We start from the raw sequence: 15442 nt of genomic DNA on the forward strand, positions 1-15442 counted from the left end.
ATACGGTCTAGTATCCCCTTTTGTTATTCGCCAGCACTGGCATTGAAACTGCCAGCGAGCACTCCACCATCGATCATGATCTCTGAAGCATTCATGTAGTTAGCCTCGTCAGAGGCAAGCAACACGCAGACGGCCGCCACTTCGCTGACTTCGCCAAAGCGGTGCATCGGGCAATCGGCGACAATTTTATTAATGTTCTTTTCGCGCTGAGGCCCCTCTCCGAGCATTGGTTCCCATATTGGAGTCAGGATAGCTGCTGGATGAATTGAATTGCACCGGATGGGCAAGCCTTCCTGGGCACAATATAAAGCTACGGTTTTAGTGTGGTTGCGAATGGCGGCTTTCGATGAGGCATATGCGGCAGCGCCCGGTATGCCGACAAGACCGGAACGTGATGACATGTTGACGATGCTGCCTGCGCTTTGGGTTCGACGCATGAGCTGAATAGCGTGCTTGCAACCTAAAAAGGTGCCGTCTAAGTTTACTGCATGTACGTGGTGCCAATCTTCCAATGAGACGTTTTCGGGATCGTGCGGGCCGGTTGCTGCTTCTAGGCCCGTAATGCCAGCATTATTAAATAACCCGTTTAAGCGACCAAATTTACTTTCGATCCAACGCATTATCTCCTGCCATTGTTCTTCTTTACTGACATCCAATTCACGAGCGAAGGCACGTTCACCTAGTTCTCTCGCCAATGCGTTGATTTCATCGACTAAAATGTCGGTCAAAATGATAATTGCACCTTCCTCATGGTAGGCACGCGCCACACCCTCGCCAATTCCGCGAGCAGCGCCCGTGATGATTATAATTTTATCGTTGAGTCTGCCCATCGGGATTCGTTCCGTTCTAGATAGTATTATCTGATCATTCTAGTCAAATTAACTGATACCAACACCACAACCTGTCAAAATTTTTAAGCAGCCTTAATGCCGAATTAGCAATTTGTGAATCTTCGCCTTATAGCACTCATGACATCAGCTTAAATCGCGCATAAAGGGGGTTGTGGTCGGACACCGCGCTGGTGTTAATCGCGGACGCTTCTTGCAGTGAAAGATCGCGGTAGAAGATAAAATCCAGAGGATTTTGACGGTAGGTTTTGACGTGATGCGGGTCGGCCATAATGGCGTTCTTGAGGCCGACGCTGCGACAGAATTGCAGCAAGTGCAAGCGGCGGCGGCGACTCCACACATTAAAATCACCCGCCACGATAAGCGGTCCTTTGTGGCCTAATATCTCTTCTTTGATGACATCTATTTCTTGTGAGAACTGCTGTGATCGAACAAAGTTGATCGCGTGGACATTCACAACCAGCAAGCTGCCGCCCTCTGCAAGTGAGTGATACGAGAGCATATAGCTTTTGTGGGTGGCAAACATGCCTTCGCGCTTTCGGCTCAGTCGTGCTTGCGCTTCGGTAAAAGCATACTGGCTTGCAGTGAGCACGCCATAAGTGGAGCGACGTGTTTGCATATTCGGAGCAACAGCATACGACCAGTGCGGCAAAAGCCAATTATCTTTCGCACTCAGCTTTGCCTCTTGAAGCAACAAAAATAAGCATGGGAAGTCCGCTAGAACGCTTGCTAGAGCGCGCTGAAACGCTGTTTTCTCGGTAAGTTTCTGGGTGTTCCAACACAGCACCCCAAACGCTTCTCCATGAGCAATAGGATGCTCATGGATAAATTGCTGAGGAATCACAACCTTGGGTTTAAGCACACTTCCGCCTTGTTGAAACTCCGTACTCTCATTTCGTCACCAGCGCCTTAACCTCAGTAACTCATTGTCTTTGCTTCACCAATTAGAAGATGTAGATTACACCCACGCCGAGCTCTGCCTCATAGTTGTTGCGAGCAATAGGGCTGTCCGAAACGTCACTACTATAGCGCTCGTAGAGTCCCTCAACGAAAACTAGCCAGCTGTCATTTAGGTAATGGCGGTAATTGTAGTGGAGTCCAAACGAGCGGAGGCCGCTGCTCATGTTGGTCTGGCTCAGTCCCGAAGCCGCTGACTGCGCTGCGGTAATACCGAAGTCTTGGTTGGCCCGGTCGCTGTCGTGGAAAACGGCAACGAGCGCCAATTCAGAGCCGGTGCCATCTAGTTGCTCGCCAAAGCGACGACCGATCCCGAATATACCAAGCGAACCGTTGTCACCGGTGATGACGCGGCCATCGAGCCAGTAGCGCCAATCGGAACTGAATGCCCGACGCGCTTGCAGAACAAATTCAGTACCTTCTTCAGAATCGCCGAGGCCATTGAGTCGACCGTCATCAGAGTCAGCTTCTTCACGGCCTTCGTCGAATCCCAAAGTAGCTTCGAATAGCCAGACATCATCGCGACGTCCGCGCCAACCGAGCGCTTCACCCGCAAAGTAAAAAATATTGTCGCCTTTGCGCCATTGTATCGCGCCAGCAGGATCGATTTCGAAGCCGAATTCATCCGAACCTTCATAGGCAGACTCGTACTCAATGCCGCCACCCAGTGCAAAGGCCCAGCCGTCCTTACCCTTCGTGAAGTCGTCTAACGAAGGCAATGGAACCAAAGCCGTCCCCTCGTCTTGCGCCATCGCTGTTTGAACAGCTAATCCATTTACGCACAATGCCAACAGTAAGCCAGTGAACTTTTTCATATAGACCTCGCACGATTTAGTCTCAGTAATTGAGTACTTTCTTGATCAGAGTAGCACAACGTAGGATTTCTAGGATTAGATCAATTGTAACCACTGTATTTGCGAGTCACATAATGGCAAGCGCCTATATTTACGGTATAGCGTATATTTGCATTTTTTACGCCATGGCGTATAATCATAATAATTACTTTATAGCGTAAATTTAGGTATGTTCATATGATAAACATTACACGCCCAGAACAGCTAAGCACATTCATAAAAGAGTACCGCAAACAACAGCAACTCACTCAATCTGACGTAGCCAAGCTCATCGGTATTCGTGTTGCTACTATTTCTGACTTTGAGAATAACCCTAAATCCAGCAAGTTAGAGACCTTTTTCAAGATCTTGGCTGCTCTTCATTTACAAATGGAACTGACCTCACGTGCCCAAGCTGTGAACGAACAGCAAAGCCGATGGAACGAGGAGTGGTAACACATGGATACACTTGATGTTTACATGAACGGTTACAAAGTCGGCGAATATGCGCGCACCCGAAGTGGTGCTAATACGTTCCGTTATGATAGCACTTGGCTCGAATCACCAGGACGGCGCGGCATCTCATTGTCGTTACCACTTCGATCAGCGCCCTACACCGGCTCCGAAGTATTTAACTTCTTTGATAATCTGATCCCTGACTCTCGAGAAATTCGGGAGCGTATCGTTGCTCGATTCAATGCTCAATCGACGGAACCCTTTGATATCTTGGCGCAGATTGGTCGTGACTGCGTAGGTGCAATACAGCTGGTTCCTCATGGGTCAAGACCACCACATGTGAAGCAAATCAAAGCAACTCCATTGAACGACAAGCAAATGGCGAAGCTGTTGCGGGGATACCAATCCAAAGTGCCACTTGGCATGTTGAAAGATGAAAATGATTTCCGTATTTCGTTAGCTGGTGCGCAAGAAAAGACAGCTCTCCTTTATCATCAAGGACGTTGGTGTTTACCTCACGAGTCAACGCCTACTTCACACATTCTCAAATTACCCATCGGTGAAATTCGGTCGCATGACCGAGTAATCGATATGACTCATAGCGTCGAAAATGAATACTTGTGCCTCAAAATTGCCAAAGCTTTTGGATTTGCTACCGCAGAGTGCGAGATTATCACACCGGATGGTGAAAAGGCGCTTGCGGTCGAACGTTTTGACCGACAGTTATCGCATGACGGAACTTGGATCGTACGGTTACCTCAAGAGGATTTCTGTCAGATTACTGGAACCTCGCCCGCCGGAAAATATGAAGTCGATGGAGGTCCCGCAATCGTTCGAATCATGCAAGAGCTGCTCGGATCCGTTCACCCAACTCATGACCGTAACCTGTTTATGCGCACACAAGTATTATTCTGGTTATTAGGTGCAACGGATGGTCATGCTAAGAACTTCTCCATTTTTCTTGAGCGAGAGAATCAGTATCGTCTGACACCGCTGTACGACATCTTGTCAGCTTTTCCCGCTGTCAGTAAAAAGGGATTACATGAGAAAAATCTCAAACTAGCCATGTCACTCAAAGGTCGTCGGGGAAGAAAATACGAATGCCGCAAGATTCGAAGAGAGCACTTTCTCGCTACCGCTAAAGAAGTCGGTTTTAGCACAGACACCATGAACGAGATATTGGATGAGATGGCAACACGCACGGATGCAGTCATCCAAACGGTTGCCAACCAATTACCCTCTGCCTTCCCAGCCTTCATTGCCGAACCTATTTTCGAAGGTATGCGCAAATATGCTCAACGGCTGGCTTGCTAAACTGCTTTCGTAATCCGAAGTCTAGCTCAACCAACAGGCTTCAGCCGAGCTTTTGCGGCGAGCTTGTCGCCAAGCTTGCCGGTGACTGCCCATACGCACAGCGCACCCCATGCTATCCACGACAGACCTGCAGGTATGTTGAGTAAGGCTATTTTTCCGATGTGTTTGCGGTTAAATATCAGCGCCAGCAAGCTCGGTAAGAACCAAACTGCGAGGAACAGCAGCCCAAACAGTACCAATGAGAGTGGGTCGGCTTGTTGCACCATTGCTAAGTAGTTTTGTACGGTTTCCATGTGTTTATCCTTAATAGTTTTCTGATGACTTAGAGTTGAACATCGCTCAACAAGGGAAGTTGTGCTTTGAGTTCTGCAACATCGTGCGTAACGCCTCTCTGAACAACCGTTTTAACTGTGTTGAGTGCTGTGAGATCAATGAGTGGATTAGCTGTGAGAACAATAAAGTCGGCAGCAAAGCCGGGAGCCAATTCGCCGATATCCGCTAACCCCATATGGCGAGCACCAGCTACCGTTGCTAGCTCAAGGACTTGCCAGTTGCTCAAGCCGGTGGCCTGCACTAACTGAAGTTCACGCAAGTAAAAAGGTCCGCTGGCTACGCTATCGGTACCAATTGCCAGCGGAACATCGGCGTCATAAAGCCGCTTGAATAGCTCCTGAACTTTAGGTAATTGTTCCTGTGCGTCAGCGAAATCTTCGGCAGTCCAGTCATAACTCGGAGCAGCCATGGTGGTGTGCCAGCGGCTCCGGAACGTTGGGTGAAGGGCCCACATTTCTGACTCTGGATAAAGCGTCTCCAGCTCTGGTGAAAAGTAGAACAGTTCATTGACAACCAAGGTTAAATCCACCCGTGTTTGCTGATCAGACAAAGTGGTAATCAAACTTTGCATGGGCTCGCTGTCATAATCCACGTAGTCAAACCAGCGATAAATAAACCGTTGACTGTATGGATTCTCGCGTTCAGATAAGTAGGTTTCTTTGTTCGCGCCAACGAGCAGATCTGCGCTTGTTGGAAGCGCGTGTGTTAATGCATCAACGCCGAGATCAGCGGCGTACTGCCAACTCACCTGATCAAGATGCGCAACTGTATCTAAACCCGCGGTTTTCGCTAACCGGTGGCCCAACGCAAGTTCTGCTTCGTTCAGGCCGGTGTATAGTTTGATGGCAGTAACACCCAACGACTTTTGCCGACTAATTTCAGCTTGCCATTCAGTCTCTGTTTGCGGATACACGGAGCCTCCAGCAATTGGCGTTGGCTCAAAAATGAAACCGGCGTATCGCAAATCAGGTCCAAGCCACTCGCCACTTTGCTGGTGCTTTACATACTCAGCGTTTGCAGTTGGGTCGCCCGCGGGACTGAATGCAGAGGTAATGCCTGTAGCTAACGTACTGATGGCATGATACCGAGTGATTTCGCTGTGCCCGTGCATTGAAAATGTGGGTTGACCATCTTTCATCTCAACGCGCTGCGGACCTGCTGTAAGATGCAAGTGAACATCAACTAAGCCTGGCAGCACATACTGGTCATTTAAGTCGACACGCTGATCGGCAGTGGGTAATAATGAGGCTGACTCTTCCTGCTGACCAACCTCAACAATGCGGCCGTTCTTCACCAGCATCCAACCATCGTTCAGTTGCTGCTCGCTAGCAGGGTTAATCAACGTAGCGTTGTGATACAAAACCGAACTCTCATGATCGCTAGCGTTTGCGTCCGCTAGCGCCAGTCCAAGCCCGCCCAACAGACAAACAAGTAAACATTTTTTCATCGCGAATTTCCTATTACTTAGTGTGTTTGCTTGGTAAGTCGAGGTATTCTCGAGCTCTGTTACAGATTTTATTTTCTTTTTTTATGTAACACTTAGCCGCGACCGACAGACTAGACGCAAGAGAACAACATAAAAGATGCCACGAGGATTGTTTGAGCTTATCCGCAACCCACTCAATAACGCCTGAGCAGTTCTTACTGCAACTTTGGGAGCAGAACCATGGAGCAATTGGTCGTACTCTCGTTGCAACCGAGGCCGATCCGAGTGCGCGTGACGATCTCAAGCAAGACATCTTTATGGCTTTGTATCAGTCGGCAACAAGACTACAAGCAGCCGAGAATCCACGTGCCTATTTATTCCGAATCATGCACAACGTGACCGTCGACCATATTGCCCGAGCACAGCGTCACAAATGGCAACCGCTTGATGAGAATATTCAGCAACAAATGCTTGATGAATGTCCCTCACTACAAGTCGATGAGCAATTGCAGAATCAACAATTGATGCGGGCGGTGCAGCAGTTATCCTTAGCAAATCAACAAGTGATTTTGTTGGCATTAGAGGATTTAGATGCGCCGGAAATCGCAGATATTCTGCAAATTAGCCATGGCGCCGTTCGGGTACGCTTGAATCGGGCTAAGACTGAGTTAATGGAGCTTATGCAAAATGACAAATGATTTAGACTTAGCTCAGCTCGCAAAAAGCTGGCAACAACAAACACCGAGCACACCACTTCCCACTGCCGCTGATTTAGCCACAATTAAATCTCGTCAACGGCGGCAGCGCTGGCTGATGTATGTAGAGTGGTTCGGTGCGTTGATGATGGTGGCTGCCGCGTGCTGGTTGGTTGTGGCGGTGCCCGATGCGCTGGGCTATTTTGCAGCAGCATTTCTTGCGGTGGGCGCAGTGGGCACATTCTATGCGAGCTGGCAGGTCCATCGTCCTATCTTAGCCTATGACAACTATAGCAGTGACAGTCTATTGAAGTTTCGACTACGTACTGCCCAGTTCACATTACGCTACTACCGCTATACGCAGTTCTCGTGCGCGGCGCTGGTATTGTTTGCACTGTTATTATGGGTATTGCACTGGTTTCAGCCAACCACAACACCAATGACCATACTAACCTTTTACAGTGCAGTGGTGGCGCCCCTGTGTCTCTTAGCTGTTGTTATTTTACGAAACAAAGCAAAGAAAAAAGCCGCGGAATTAGCGCGGCTTTCAGAGTTGCTTAAAGACTTTGAACAATAGCTTTATACCCACAAATAGGATAGTACCGCTTACCTCTTGCGAGGACGTTTCATGAGTATCGATCTGACGTATACTTTTTCTAAATATATCGCCTTGCGATAGGTCAAATTTAGGTGTCGAGAAAGATGACGTCCCACATTCATTGTCAAAATTGCAGTATGGCACCATTGTGCTTGCCTTATCTGTTAAATCCAGAACAAATAGAGCAACTAGATAGCATCATTCAGCGTCATCGCCCTTTGCAAAAACGCGATCTTGTGATTCATAGCGATGACCCAGCCAAGTTTCTTTATGCGGTGCGCTCGGGCTCGTTGAAGTCATACACTCTGGACAGTCAAGGCGGTGAACAAATCATCGACTTTCATCTACCCGGTGACTTGATCGGTTTCGATGGATTAATTGATGGTAACTATCGGAGCTATACGCAAGCGCTCGAAACGACAATGCTGTGTGAAATTCCAATCCAGTCGTTGGATCAACTCTCCACTGAACTACCTGGGTTACGCAGACAATTACTACGCGTTGTGAGTAGCGAGCTTTATTCCAGCAAGACGTTATTAGGAAACTTGAATCATCACTCGGCACAACAACGTCTCGCGCAATTTTTTGTGACACTGTCCTCGCGATTTCAACAACGCGGTCTCTCGAGTCGCGAATTTCGATTATCGATGACTCGTGCTGACATCGGTAATTACTTGGGGCTGTCGGTCGAAACAATTAGTCGGCTGTTAACACAGCTGCAGCGAGATGGTCTACTGCAGGTGCAAAACAAGCTTGTAGCTATACATGCGCCAGAGCGCTTACGCGCACTGGCGGTATAAGATTACTGGCACGAGCCACAACAAAAATCCTTTCCATGCTGAGGTTTAGTTGCCTTTGGCTCAAGGAATAGAACTTCGTTTTCTAGCGCTATGTGCTCTCGAAGGTCTTTCATGAGCTCGTCTATACCCGCATATAATCGAATCCAGCTGCCACAAGCATCTAACGGCAAGTTGCCCTGATTGATGTGTTGATAAAGACGAATTAATAGTTGCTCGTGTTCAACGTGCTCTTCTTCCATCACCGCAATTGGACCACTTGGATAGACGCCGCCCGCTAACATGGGAAATAGAATTTGTTCTTCTTTCATCATGTGGCTATCGAGTTCATTTGCCATTTCGCTGAGTAAATCAGCAAGACCTAAAGGACACTCGTGATGAGCACCATGCACATCTTCGATTTTGCGGGCTAATTGAATAAGTTCTGGTAACTGCTGACGGTGCTTTTCATGATAATTTGTAAGAATATGCTGAATCAGATCTGCGACCGGCGCATCGTGCCACTGTTGAATAAGATGTTGTGACATGTGAGTTCCTTAATATTTAAAAATTATTGGTGTATGACACAGTCAGTTTTGCAAGTTTAATGCCAGATCTACCCACTTTGATTTATATAGCTATTTTTCACTAGATGGTAAATTACACCCATCATATTCGGGGTAATGCTGCCAATTTGGGTTGATTTCACCATGCAAGATATATCGCTTTTAGAAACATTGATTGCCGACCTAGTGACCGAGCTACCTGCAGTTGTTCGCTTGCAAAAACTCGTTTCGACATTACGTCGTCACTTCCTCTGCGGTGCCGTCGTTTTGCTTCAACAAGATCAACAAATACTGCGTCCCATCGCTAGTATTGGTTTAGTCCGAGAAGCTCTGGGGCGGCGCTTTGTTACTGAACAGCATCCGCGACTCGCAGCTATCCTAGCAGCTAGAGAAACGGTTCGATTTGAACCTGACAGCTCTTTGCCCGACCCATACGATGGCCTGATTGAGGATAGTCCTGATGGACACCTTGCCGTACATGATTGCATGGGAATTTCTTTGTATGTCGAAGGGAAATGCTGGGGTGCTTTAACGCTAGATGCTCTGCAACCCGGAACTTTTAGCGCCAACACTATGCGTGAGTTGCAACGCGCCAGCCTGTTGGTCGAGGCCGCCATTCGTATGGGTCAAATTGAACAGGGTATTCGAGCGCTACGAGGCAGTCGCCGAGAAATCGATACCAGTTTGACCAATACGTACTCGACAAGTAGCGAAATTATTGGTCGCAGCGAGCCCTTACAAAATATTATGAAAGAACTAGAAGTCGTGGCGACTGCTGACTTACCCGTGCTCCTTCTCGGCGAGACTGGGGTGGGCAAGGAGCTATTTGCGCGACAATTACATCTTTGGTCGAATCGCCGAGAGCAACCTTTAATCTATGTTAATTGTGCCGCGCTACCTGAGTCTTTGGCGGAGAGTGAACTCTTTGGTCACACCAAAGGCGCATTTTCTGGAGCAACATCGGAACGAGCTGGTAAATTTGATAGCGCCCACGGTGGTACACTCTTTCTCGATGAGGTTGGCGAACTACCAAGCACCATTCAAGCAAAATTATTGCGAGCATTACAAAATGGTGAAATTCAGCGCTTGGGCAGTGACAAATCACATAAAGTTGATGTCCGAATTGTTGCAGCCACCAATCGTGATCTACAACAACAAGTAAAAAACGGCGATTTTCGTGCCGACTTGTATCATCGTCTCAGTGTCTACCCATTACCTATTCCACCATTGCGAGAGCGGCGTGACGACATTGCATTACTTGCCGGACATTTTCTCGAGCTGAATCGCTCTCGACTCGGATTACGCGCGTTGAGACTCACTGATGCCGCAGAGAGAGCACTCATTGCATATGACTGGCCGGGCAACGTTCGTGAGTTAGAGCATACCGTTAGTCGAGGCGCGATTAAGGCGTTAAGTCAATGTATGGATCGGCAATCAATTCTGAGTATCGGAGTCGAACTGCTAGATCTACCCCATTCGCCGACAGTCGCACAGTCTGTAGATGCTTCGGAATATACCGCTACCAGCATGAATCTGCGTGATGCGGTACAACAACTCCAAACACAAATGATTGAACAAGCCCTGAAGCAAGCGAACCAAAAATGGATCCAAGCAGCCCGTATACTCGAGGTCGACCCTAGCAATTTGCACAAACTTGCACAGCGATTAGGCTTGAAATAAGGAGCGCACATATCATGACTTTACCTGAACTTAGTCGCGAACAGCTGCTTCGCTATAGTCGTCATGTCATGCTACCCAGTTTCGATATGCTGGGTCAGGAAAGGCTCCTCCAGGCAAAGGTTCTCGTTGTCGGTATGGGTGGACTTGGCTGTGCTGCAGTACCCTATTTATCTGGCAGTGGCGTCGGACAGATAACTTTAGTCGACGCAGATGTAGTTGATGCTCATAACCTGCCACGCCAGCACTTATTTGGTCCCGAACATGTCGGCCAGCCAAAAGTCGATGTAGCTATAGAACGATTACAACCACAAGCCCCCGACTGTCGATTTATTTCTCTGCGAGAATATGTCGATGCAAGTCGACTAAACGCGTTAGTCAGTAATTATGATGTGGTACTGGATTGTAGTGATAATTTGGCGACTCGAAATGCTATCAATCAAGCGTGTGTTGATGCGAATGTTCCCTTAGTTTCCGGCGCGGCTATTCGATACGAAGGACAAGTCAGCGTATTTTTAAACGATGGTCACCATGCTTGTTATCAATGTTTAAGTTTGCTCTTTGGCGATCAACAGTTGAGTTGCATGGAAGCAGGCATATTGGCCCCGGTTGTCGGCGTAATTGGAACTATGCAGGCAGTAGAAACTTTAAAGTTAATTGCTCAAGTTGGTGAACCTATCTCCGGTCGAGTTCTGCTTTATGACGGTTTGCATGGAGAATGGCAAGCCTTCAAATTGGCTCGCCATCCCCATTGCAAAGCGTGTTCGGATTAACCTGGTCGGCCATCTGCTCGCGGCGTTGTCAGAATAGGTAAATAGACAACTACATAAATAAGGTAAGCCAAAACCCATGCGCCGCCCGCGAATAAGTACCAGTCAAATGTAAGCTCTGGCCACCACCAAGGTGCAAAGATTCGAAGTAAAGCTGCAATGGCTACAAGTCCAAATGCAACAGACATGATCGCTTTCGGTTGCAACGGACGTCCACTATGGCCGAGCGAGACCCTTGCCAGCATGCTTAAAATCATATTACCCATTGCACCGGCTGTTAATGCATGAATTCCCGTACTCAAAGTGACTTGGCCACTAAAGTAGTGCCATGCGATTAAAGCTAAACCAATAGGTAGAAACCAATAGGCGAGATGCAACGACCACAACAATGGAACACGTATTGTTATCCAAGGTTTCCAACGTAAGCAGCGCCATGCCAGGAGAACAGCTGCCAGTCCATACAGTCCGGCTAGCCAGGTATCGACTATGAGGCTGCTTAACTGTGAGATCTGTAACGCGAAAATCAGCCAAAGCGTGCCGAGCGCAAACCGATCTAACCAGAGCAACGGCTGAACCTTTTGGGTCATCGTGCCGTTGGCGGTAAACATTGGAATGACGCGACCGCCAACAATTGCCATCAATAGCGTGATTAACATGACTGCATTCTGACTGCCGATTTGTTGGATATCGAACCGTCCTGTTAGTCGGCCGTAGTACATCAGTCCATTACATAAAGTGAGCAATAGTAGTACAGGTACGAAGAAGAGATTACGTTTCTGCTTCACGGCTACGAGTGGAATAGCAAGAAGGAATGCAGCAAGCGGAAGGAAAAGTAAGTCTATGGCAACAGGCACATACATAGGCAACCAAGCGCCGAATAATAGACTGAGGCGTCCAAGTAACCAAACCAGAGTCAAAATTGCGAGAGCTTTTCCGTGAGTAGCGCGCAGCCCAGTCCAATTTTGAACTGCGGTTAATAAGAAGCCGACAATAATTGCTGCAACAAAGCCAAACAGCATCTCATGGGCGTGCCAAAACATCACATCGGCAAAAACTGGCAACTGCACGGCGCCACTTAGTGCCCACAACCACAACATCATGGCAATGGCACTGAAAGTGGCGCCAAGTAGAAAGAAAGGTCGAAATGCTTGTCGCAATAATGGCCACATTTTTTCTTCTATTTTCATATCTGTGATCTGAATCATGATCGGAATACCTTAAACATGCATTTAGTTTGTTTAGTTATACCAAGAAAACATGCCCATCCCACCACAATACCTAGAGATACCCCCTAATATCAGGTTCACAATCGACGGCTGCGCCGCCCTACCTACAAAGCGGTAATTCCCCGCCAATTATCGGGCTTGTAGCGCTAATTTGAATTCTCCATAAGCGGTAGAGCGATGAATAATTCTTAGTCAGAGCAGCTAGTTAGCGACTATTGCCAGACGATTATTTCAGTAAACTAAGGGCTGAATTTTAACGTCGTACCATGAGGAGCTTGGTTATGACATCAATACAGCAAGGCGTACCTAACTTCGACCGCTATCGTGCGCTCGGTCTCTCTACTTTTGCCTTCACTCTATGTTTTGCCGTGTGGACAATTTTTTCAATCATCGGCATTCAGATTAAGGATGACTTTAACTTAAGCGACACTCAGCTCGGGTTACTGATGGCAACCCCCATCTTAACGGGCTCAATTAGTCGTCTGTTTCTCGGAATTTGGACCGACCGTTTCGGTGGTCGTTGGGTTTTAGGTCTATTGATGCTGACCACGGCTGCCTGCGTCTACTTGCTCACCTTTGCCACGAGTTACGAAATGTTGCTGGTTGGCGCCTTGGGGGTAGGTTTAGCCGGTGGTGCGTTTATTGTCGGTGTGACCTATACCGCAAGCTGGTTTGACACCAAGCAACAAGGTACAGCACTAGGTATTTTCGGAGCCGGTAACGTCGGTTCTGCAGTCACTAACTTTGGGGCACCCTTTTTATTGATCGCTCTTGGTTGGGTAGGTACAGCACAGGTTTATGCGGCAGTACTCGCCGTGATGGGCTTGGTTTTCATATTGTTTGCAAAAGAAGATCCATTGACTCAACAACGTCGTGCACAGCCTCAACTATCTTTTATGACCCAAATGGCGCCGCTTGCAGAACTGCGTGTTTGGCGTTTTAGTCTCTACTATTTCTTTGTGTTTGGCGCCTTTGTCGCACTTGCATTGTGGTTACCCCACTACCTTATGGAAGTATACGACCTGAGTATTAAAGAAGCAGGTTTTATTGCTGCACTTTACACAATTCCGGCATCTCTTTTCCGTATTCTTGGTGGCTGGATGTCTGATAGATATGGTGCACGGCGAGTGATGTACTGGACCTTTATTGCATCGGCCATTTGCACATTCATGTTGAGTTACCCGTCAACTGAATACATTGTGCAGGGCGTACATGGTGAAATTCGCTTTCAGTTTGAGATAAATCTTGCGGCTTTCGTGGTACTGACTTTTGTCCTGGGTTTTTTTATGTCGCTCGGCAAAGCTGCCGTGTTTAAGCATATTCCTGTCTACTATCCCAAAAATGTTGGGGCCGTAGGGGGTGTAGTTGGCATGATCGGCGGACTCGGTGGCTTCTTACTGCCATTGACGTTCGGAATGTTGAATGACGTCATTGGTGTCTGGCAAAGTGTGTTCATGCTGCTGTTCGCCATTACCTCTATTTCACTCTTGTGGATGCACTTTTCAATCCGCCAAGCAGAGCGAATCGAACTACGTAGTGAGATTGAGCAAACAGACCTTCCAGAATTTTCGACTCCGGATCACTACACACTGGATGACTGGCGTCCAGAAGATCCAAGTTTTTGGGAGCAAACCGGCAAAAAAATTGCAAAACGCAATTTATGGATTTCTATTCCAAATCTCTTTTTAGCATTCGCAGTGTGGACTATTTGGAGTATTCTCGTGGTCAAAATGCCTCAACTTGGTTTTGGATATTCATCCAATCAGTTGTTTTGGCTTGCCGCATTACCTGCTCTCTCCGGTGCAACTCTAAGAATTTTTTATAGTTTTATGGTGCCCATTTTTGGTGGTCGGCGGTGGACAGCAATTTCTACCGCTTCACTGCTCATTCCATGTGTTTGGATAGGTTTCGCGATCCAGAATCCTGAGACACCTTACATCGTGATGCTTATTCTTGCCCTACTCTGCGGTTTTGGAGGAGGTAACTTCTCGAGCTCCATGGCCAACATCAGCTTCTTCTATCCACAGAAGGAAAAAGGTGCAGCGCTAGGAATGAATGCTGGATTGGGTAATCTTGGCGTTTCAGGCATGCAGCTCCTTGCGCCGTTGGTCATAGCCGCCAGTGTATTTGGTCCTTTGGGAGGTGACCCATTAGTCGTACAGCAAGGTACCCTGCAAGGTACGGAACTGTGGTTACAAAATGCAGCCTTCTTATGGGTTCCCTTTATCGCCATTGCCGCTATTGCTGCGTGGTTTGGCATGAATGACATTTCCTCGGCAAAAGCTTCGTTCAGCGATCAAGCGGTTATTTTTAAGCGCTCTCACAACTGGATCATGAGTGTTCTTTATTTAGGAACCTTTGGCAGCTTTATCGGGTTTGCGGCAGGATTCCCTCTGCTCTCAGGAATGCTTTTCCCTGAAGTCGACCCCACTAAATATGCGTTCCTCGGTCCTTTGGTGGGTGCACTAGCTCGTCCAGTCGGTGGTGTGTTAGCTGATAAACTGGGCGGCGCACGCGTTACATTTTGGAACTTTCTATTAATGATTGCTGGCGTACTTGGGGTAATCCACTTTTTACCTTTAGGAGAAAATGTTGGGAGTTTTGCAGGTTTCTTCATCGCCTTCTTAGTACTCTTTATCGCCACCGGTATCGGGAATGGTTCGACCTTTCGAATGGTTCCCGTCATCTTCCTTAATCAGCGTAAGCGCGTTCTGGGAGATACTGACTTAGCGGTCAAGGAAGGGAATAAAGAGTCTGCCGCCGTTATTGGATTTATTTCAGCATTTGCCGCTTACGGTGGCTTTTTTATTCCAAAGTCATACGGTACGTCCATTGCACTCACAGGTGGGGTTGCAGGTGCACTGTATACCTTTGTTGGTTTTTACGTGGTATGCACACTCATAACATGGTGGTTCTACTCGCGTAAACATGCACCGAACCCCTGTTAAAGGGTTACAGTCGAGCGCT

General features: G+C 47.7%; 15 protein-coding genes. 8 read left to right on the forward strand and 7 right to left on the reverse strand.

What is annotated here, in order from left to right; genetic code table 11:
- Window positions 1–23: 23 nt before the first annotated feature.
- The 3 genes from ACN0S4_RS08285 to ACN0S4_RS08295 all read right to left on the reverse strand — a co-directional run bounded on the left by ACN0S4_RS08285 (window position 24) and on the right by ACN0S4_RS08295 (window position 2620).
- Window positions 24–830, reverse strand: coding sequence for an SDR family oxidoreductase (locus ACN0S4_RS08285; RefSeq protein WP_417657216.1), 807 nt, complete (start codon window positions 828–830; stop codon window positions 24–26).
- A 136-nt stretch (window positions 831–966) separates the two neighbouring features.
- Window positions 967–1710: an endonuclease/exonuclease/phosphatase family protein gene (locus tag ACN0S4_RS08290; protein ID WP_417657217.1), complete on the reverse strand. Its 744-nt coding sequence runs from the start codon at window positions 1708–1710 to the stop codon at window positions 967–969.
- Window positions 1711–1792: 82 nt separating this feature from the next.
- On the reverse strand, window positions 1793–2620 hold the full coding sequence (locus ACN0S4_RS08295; protein ID WP_417657218.1) for a MipA/OmpV family protein: 828 nt from the start codon (window positions 2618–2620) through the stop codon (window positions 1793–1795).
- Between the two features lie 216 nt (window positions 2621–2836).
- Between ACN0S4_RS08295 and hipB the strand changes: the two genes are divergently transcribed.
- Both hipB and ACN0S4_RS08305 read left to right on the forward strand, forming a co-directional pair.
- Window positions 2837–3094, forward strand: coding sequence for a type II toxin-antitoxin system antitoxin HipB (gene hipB, locus ACN0S4_RS08300; protein WP_417657219.1), 258 nt, complete (start codon window positions 2837–2839; stop codon window positions 3092–3094).
- A gap of 3 nt (window positions 3095–3097) precedes the next feature.
- Window positions 3098–4408 (forward strand): type II toxin-antitoxin system HipA family toxin, encoded by a 1311-nt coding sequence (locus ACN0S4_RS08305; RefSeq protein ID WP_417657220.1) that lies wholly within the window; start codon window positions 3098–3100, stop codon window positions 4406–4408.
- 26 nt (window positions 4409–4434) lie between these two features.
- Here ACN0S4_RS08305 and ACN0S4_RS08310 read toward each other — a convergent pair whose 3' ends face one another.
- Window positions 4435–4701, reverse strand: coding sequence for a superinfection immunity protein (locus ACN0S4_RS08310; protein WP_417657221.1), 267 nt, complete (start codon window positions 4699–4701; stop codon window positions 4435–4437).
- Window positions 4702–4730: 29 nt separating this feature from the next.
- Entirely contained in the window at window positions 4731–6188 is a 1458-nt protein-coding gene (locus ACN0S4_RS08315) for an amidohydrolase family protein (protein ID WP_417657222.1), read from the reverse strand.
- A 152-nt stretch (window positions 6189–6340) separates the two neighbouring features.
- Here ACN0S4_RS08315 and ACN0S4_RS08320 point away from each other — a divergent pair, with 152 nt between their 5' ends.
- From ACN0S4_RS08320 to fnr, 3 genes are all read left to right on the forward strand, one after another.
- Complete coding sequence (locus tag ACN0S4_RS08320; RefSeq protein ID WP_417657223.1) at window positions 6341–6865, forward strand: RNA polymerase sigma factor; 525 nt, start codon at window positions 6341–6343, stop codon at window positions 6863–6865.
- Window positions 6855–7439, forward strand: coding sequence for a hypothetical protein (locus ACN0S4_RS08325; RefSeq protein ID WP_417657224.1), 585 nt, complete (start codon window positions 6855–6857; stop codon window positions 7437–7439). The genes ACN0S4_RS08320 and ACN0S4_RS08325 overlap by 11 nt, the downstream gene beginning before the upstream one ends.
- 125 nt (window positions 7440–7564) lie before the next feature.
- On the forward strand, window positions 7565–8260 hold the full coding sequence (fnr, locus tag ACN0S4_RS08330) for a fumarate/nitrate reduction transcriptional regulator Fnr (protein ID WP_417657225.1): 696 nt from the start codon (window positions 7565–7567) through the stop codon (window positions 8258–8260).
- A 2-nt stretch (window positions 8261–8262) separates the two neighbouring features.
- On the opposite strand, the gene ACN0S4_RS08335 is transcribed toward fnr, so the two are convergent.
- Window positions 8263–8784 (reverse strand): hemerythrin domain-containing protein, encoded by a 522-nt coding sequence (locus tag ACN0S4_RS08335; protein WP_417657226.1) that lies wholly within the window; start codon window positions 8782–8784, stop codon window positions 8263–8265.
- A 162-nt stretch (window positions 8785–8946) separates the two neighbouring features.
- On the opposite strand from ACN0S4_RS08335, the gene norR reads away from it, so the two are divergent.
- Both norR and ACN0S4_RS08345 read left to right on the forward strand, forming a co-directional pair.
- Window positions 8947–10482, forward strand: coding sequence for a nitric oxide reductase transcriptional regulator NorR (norR, locus tag ACN0S4_RS08340; RefSeq protein WP_417657227.1), 1536 nt, complete (start codon window positions 8947–8949; stop codon window positions 10480–10482).
- Between the two features lie 14 nt (window positions 10483–10496).
- Entirely contained in the window at window positions 10497–11252 is a 756-nt protein-coding gene (locus ACN0S4_RS08345) for a HesA/MoeB/ThiF family protein (RefSeq protein ID WP_417657228.1), read from the forward strand.
- On the opposite strand, the gene ACN0S4_RS08350 is transcribed toward ACN0S4_RS08345, so the two are convergent.
- Window positions 11249–12454, reverse strand: coding sequence for an NnrS family protein (locus tag ACN0S4_RS08350; protein ID WP_417657229.1), 1206 nt, complete (start codon window positions 12452–12454; stop codon window positions 11249–11251). The two genes, ACN0S4_RS08345 and ACN0S4_RS08350, sit on opposite strands and share 4 nt — an antisense overlap.
- Before the next feature lie 302 nt (window positions 12455–12756).
- Between ACN0S4_RS08350 and ACN0S4_RS08355 the strand changes: the two genes are divergently transcribed.
- On the forward strand, window positions 12757–15423 hold the full coding sequence (locus ACN0S4_RS08355) for a nitrate/nitrite transporter (protein WP_417657230.1): 2667 nt from the start codon (window positions 12757–12759) through the stop codon (window positions 15421–15423).
- Window positions 15424–15442 lie beyond the last annotated feature (19 nt).

Origin of the sequence: Pseudidiomarina aestuarii, from assembly GCF_048263735.1 — a bacterium.
GTDB lineage: Bacteria > Pseudomonadota > Gammaproteobacteria > Enterobacterales > Alteromonadaceae > Pseudidiomarina > Pseudidiomarina aestuarii_B.

Coding starts and splice junctions, on each gene's coding strand:
- ACN0S4_RS08285 (WP_417657216.1), bottom strand. CDS start 830: ATGGGCAGACTCAACGATAAAATTATAATCATCACGGGCGCTGCTCGC.
- ACN0S4_RS08295 (WP_417657218.1), bottom strand. CDS start 2,620: ATGAAAAAGTTCACTGGCTTACTGTTGGCATTGTGCGTAAATGGATTA.
- hipB (WP_417657219.1), top strand. CDS start 2,837: ATGATAAACATTACACGCCCAGAACAGCTAAGCACATTCATAAAAGAG.
- ACN0S4_RS08305 (WP_417657220.1), top strand. CDS start 3,098: ATGGATACACTTGATGTTTACATGAACGGTTACAAAGTCGGCGAATAT.
- ACN0S4_RS08310 (WP_417657221.1), bottom strand. CDS start 4,701: ATGGAAACCGTACAAAACTACTTAGCAATGGTGCAACAAGCCGACCCA.
- ACN0S4_RS08315 (WP_417657222.1), bottom strand. CDS start 6,188: ATGAAAAAATGTTTACTTGTTTGTCTGTTGGGCGGGCTTGGACTGGCG.
- ACN0S4_RS08325 (WP_417657224.1), top strand. CDS start 6,855: ATGACAAATGATTTAGACTTAGCTCAGCTCGCAAAAAGCTGGCAACAA.
- fnr (WP_417657225.1), top strand. CDS start 7,565: ATGACGTCCCACATTCATTGTCAAAATTGCAGTATGGCACCATTGTGC.
- ACN0S4_RS08335 (WP_417657226.1), bottom strand. CDS start 8,784: ATGTCACAACATCTTATTCAACAGTGGCACGATGCGCCGGTCGCAGAT.
- norR (WP_417657227.1), top strand. CDS start 8,947: ATGCAAGATATATCGCTTTTAGAAACATTGATTGCCGACCTAGTGACC.
- ACN0S4_RS08345 (WP_417657228.1), top strand. CDS start 10,497: ATGACTTTACCTGAACTTAGTCGCGAACAGCTGCTTCGCTATAGTCGT.
- ACN0S4_RS08350 (WP_417657229.1), bottom strand. CDS start 12,454: ATGATTCAGATCACAGATATGAAAATAGAAGAAAAAATGTGGCCATTA.
- ACN0S4_RS08355 (WP_417657230.1), top strand. CDS start 12,757: ATGACATCAATACAGCAAGGCGTACCTAACTTCGACCGCTATCGTGCG.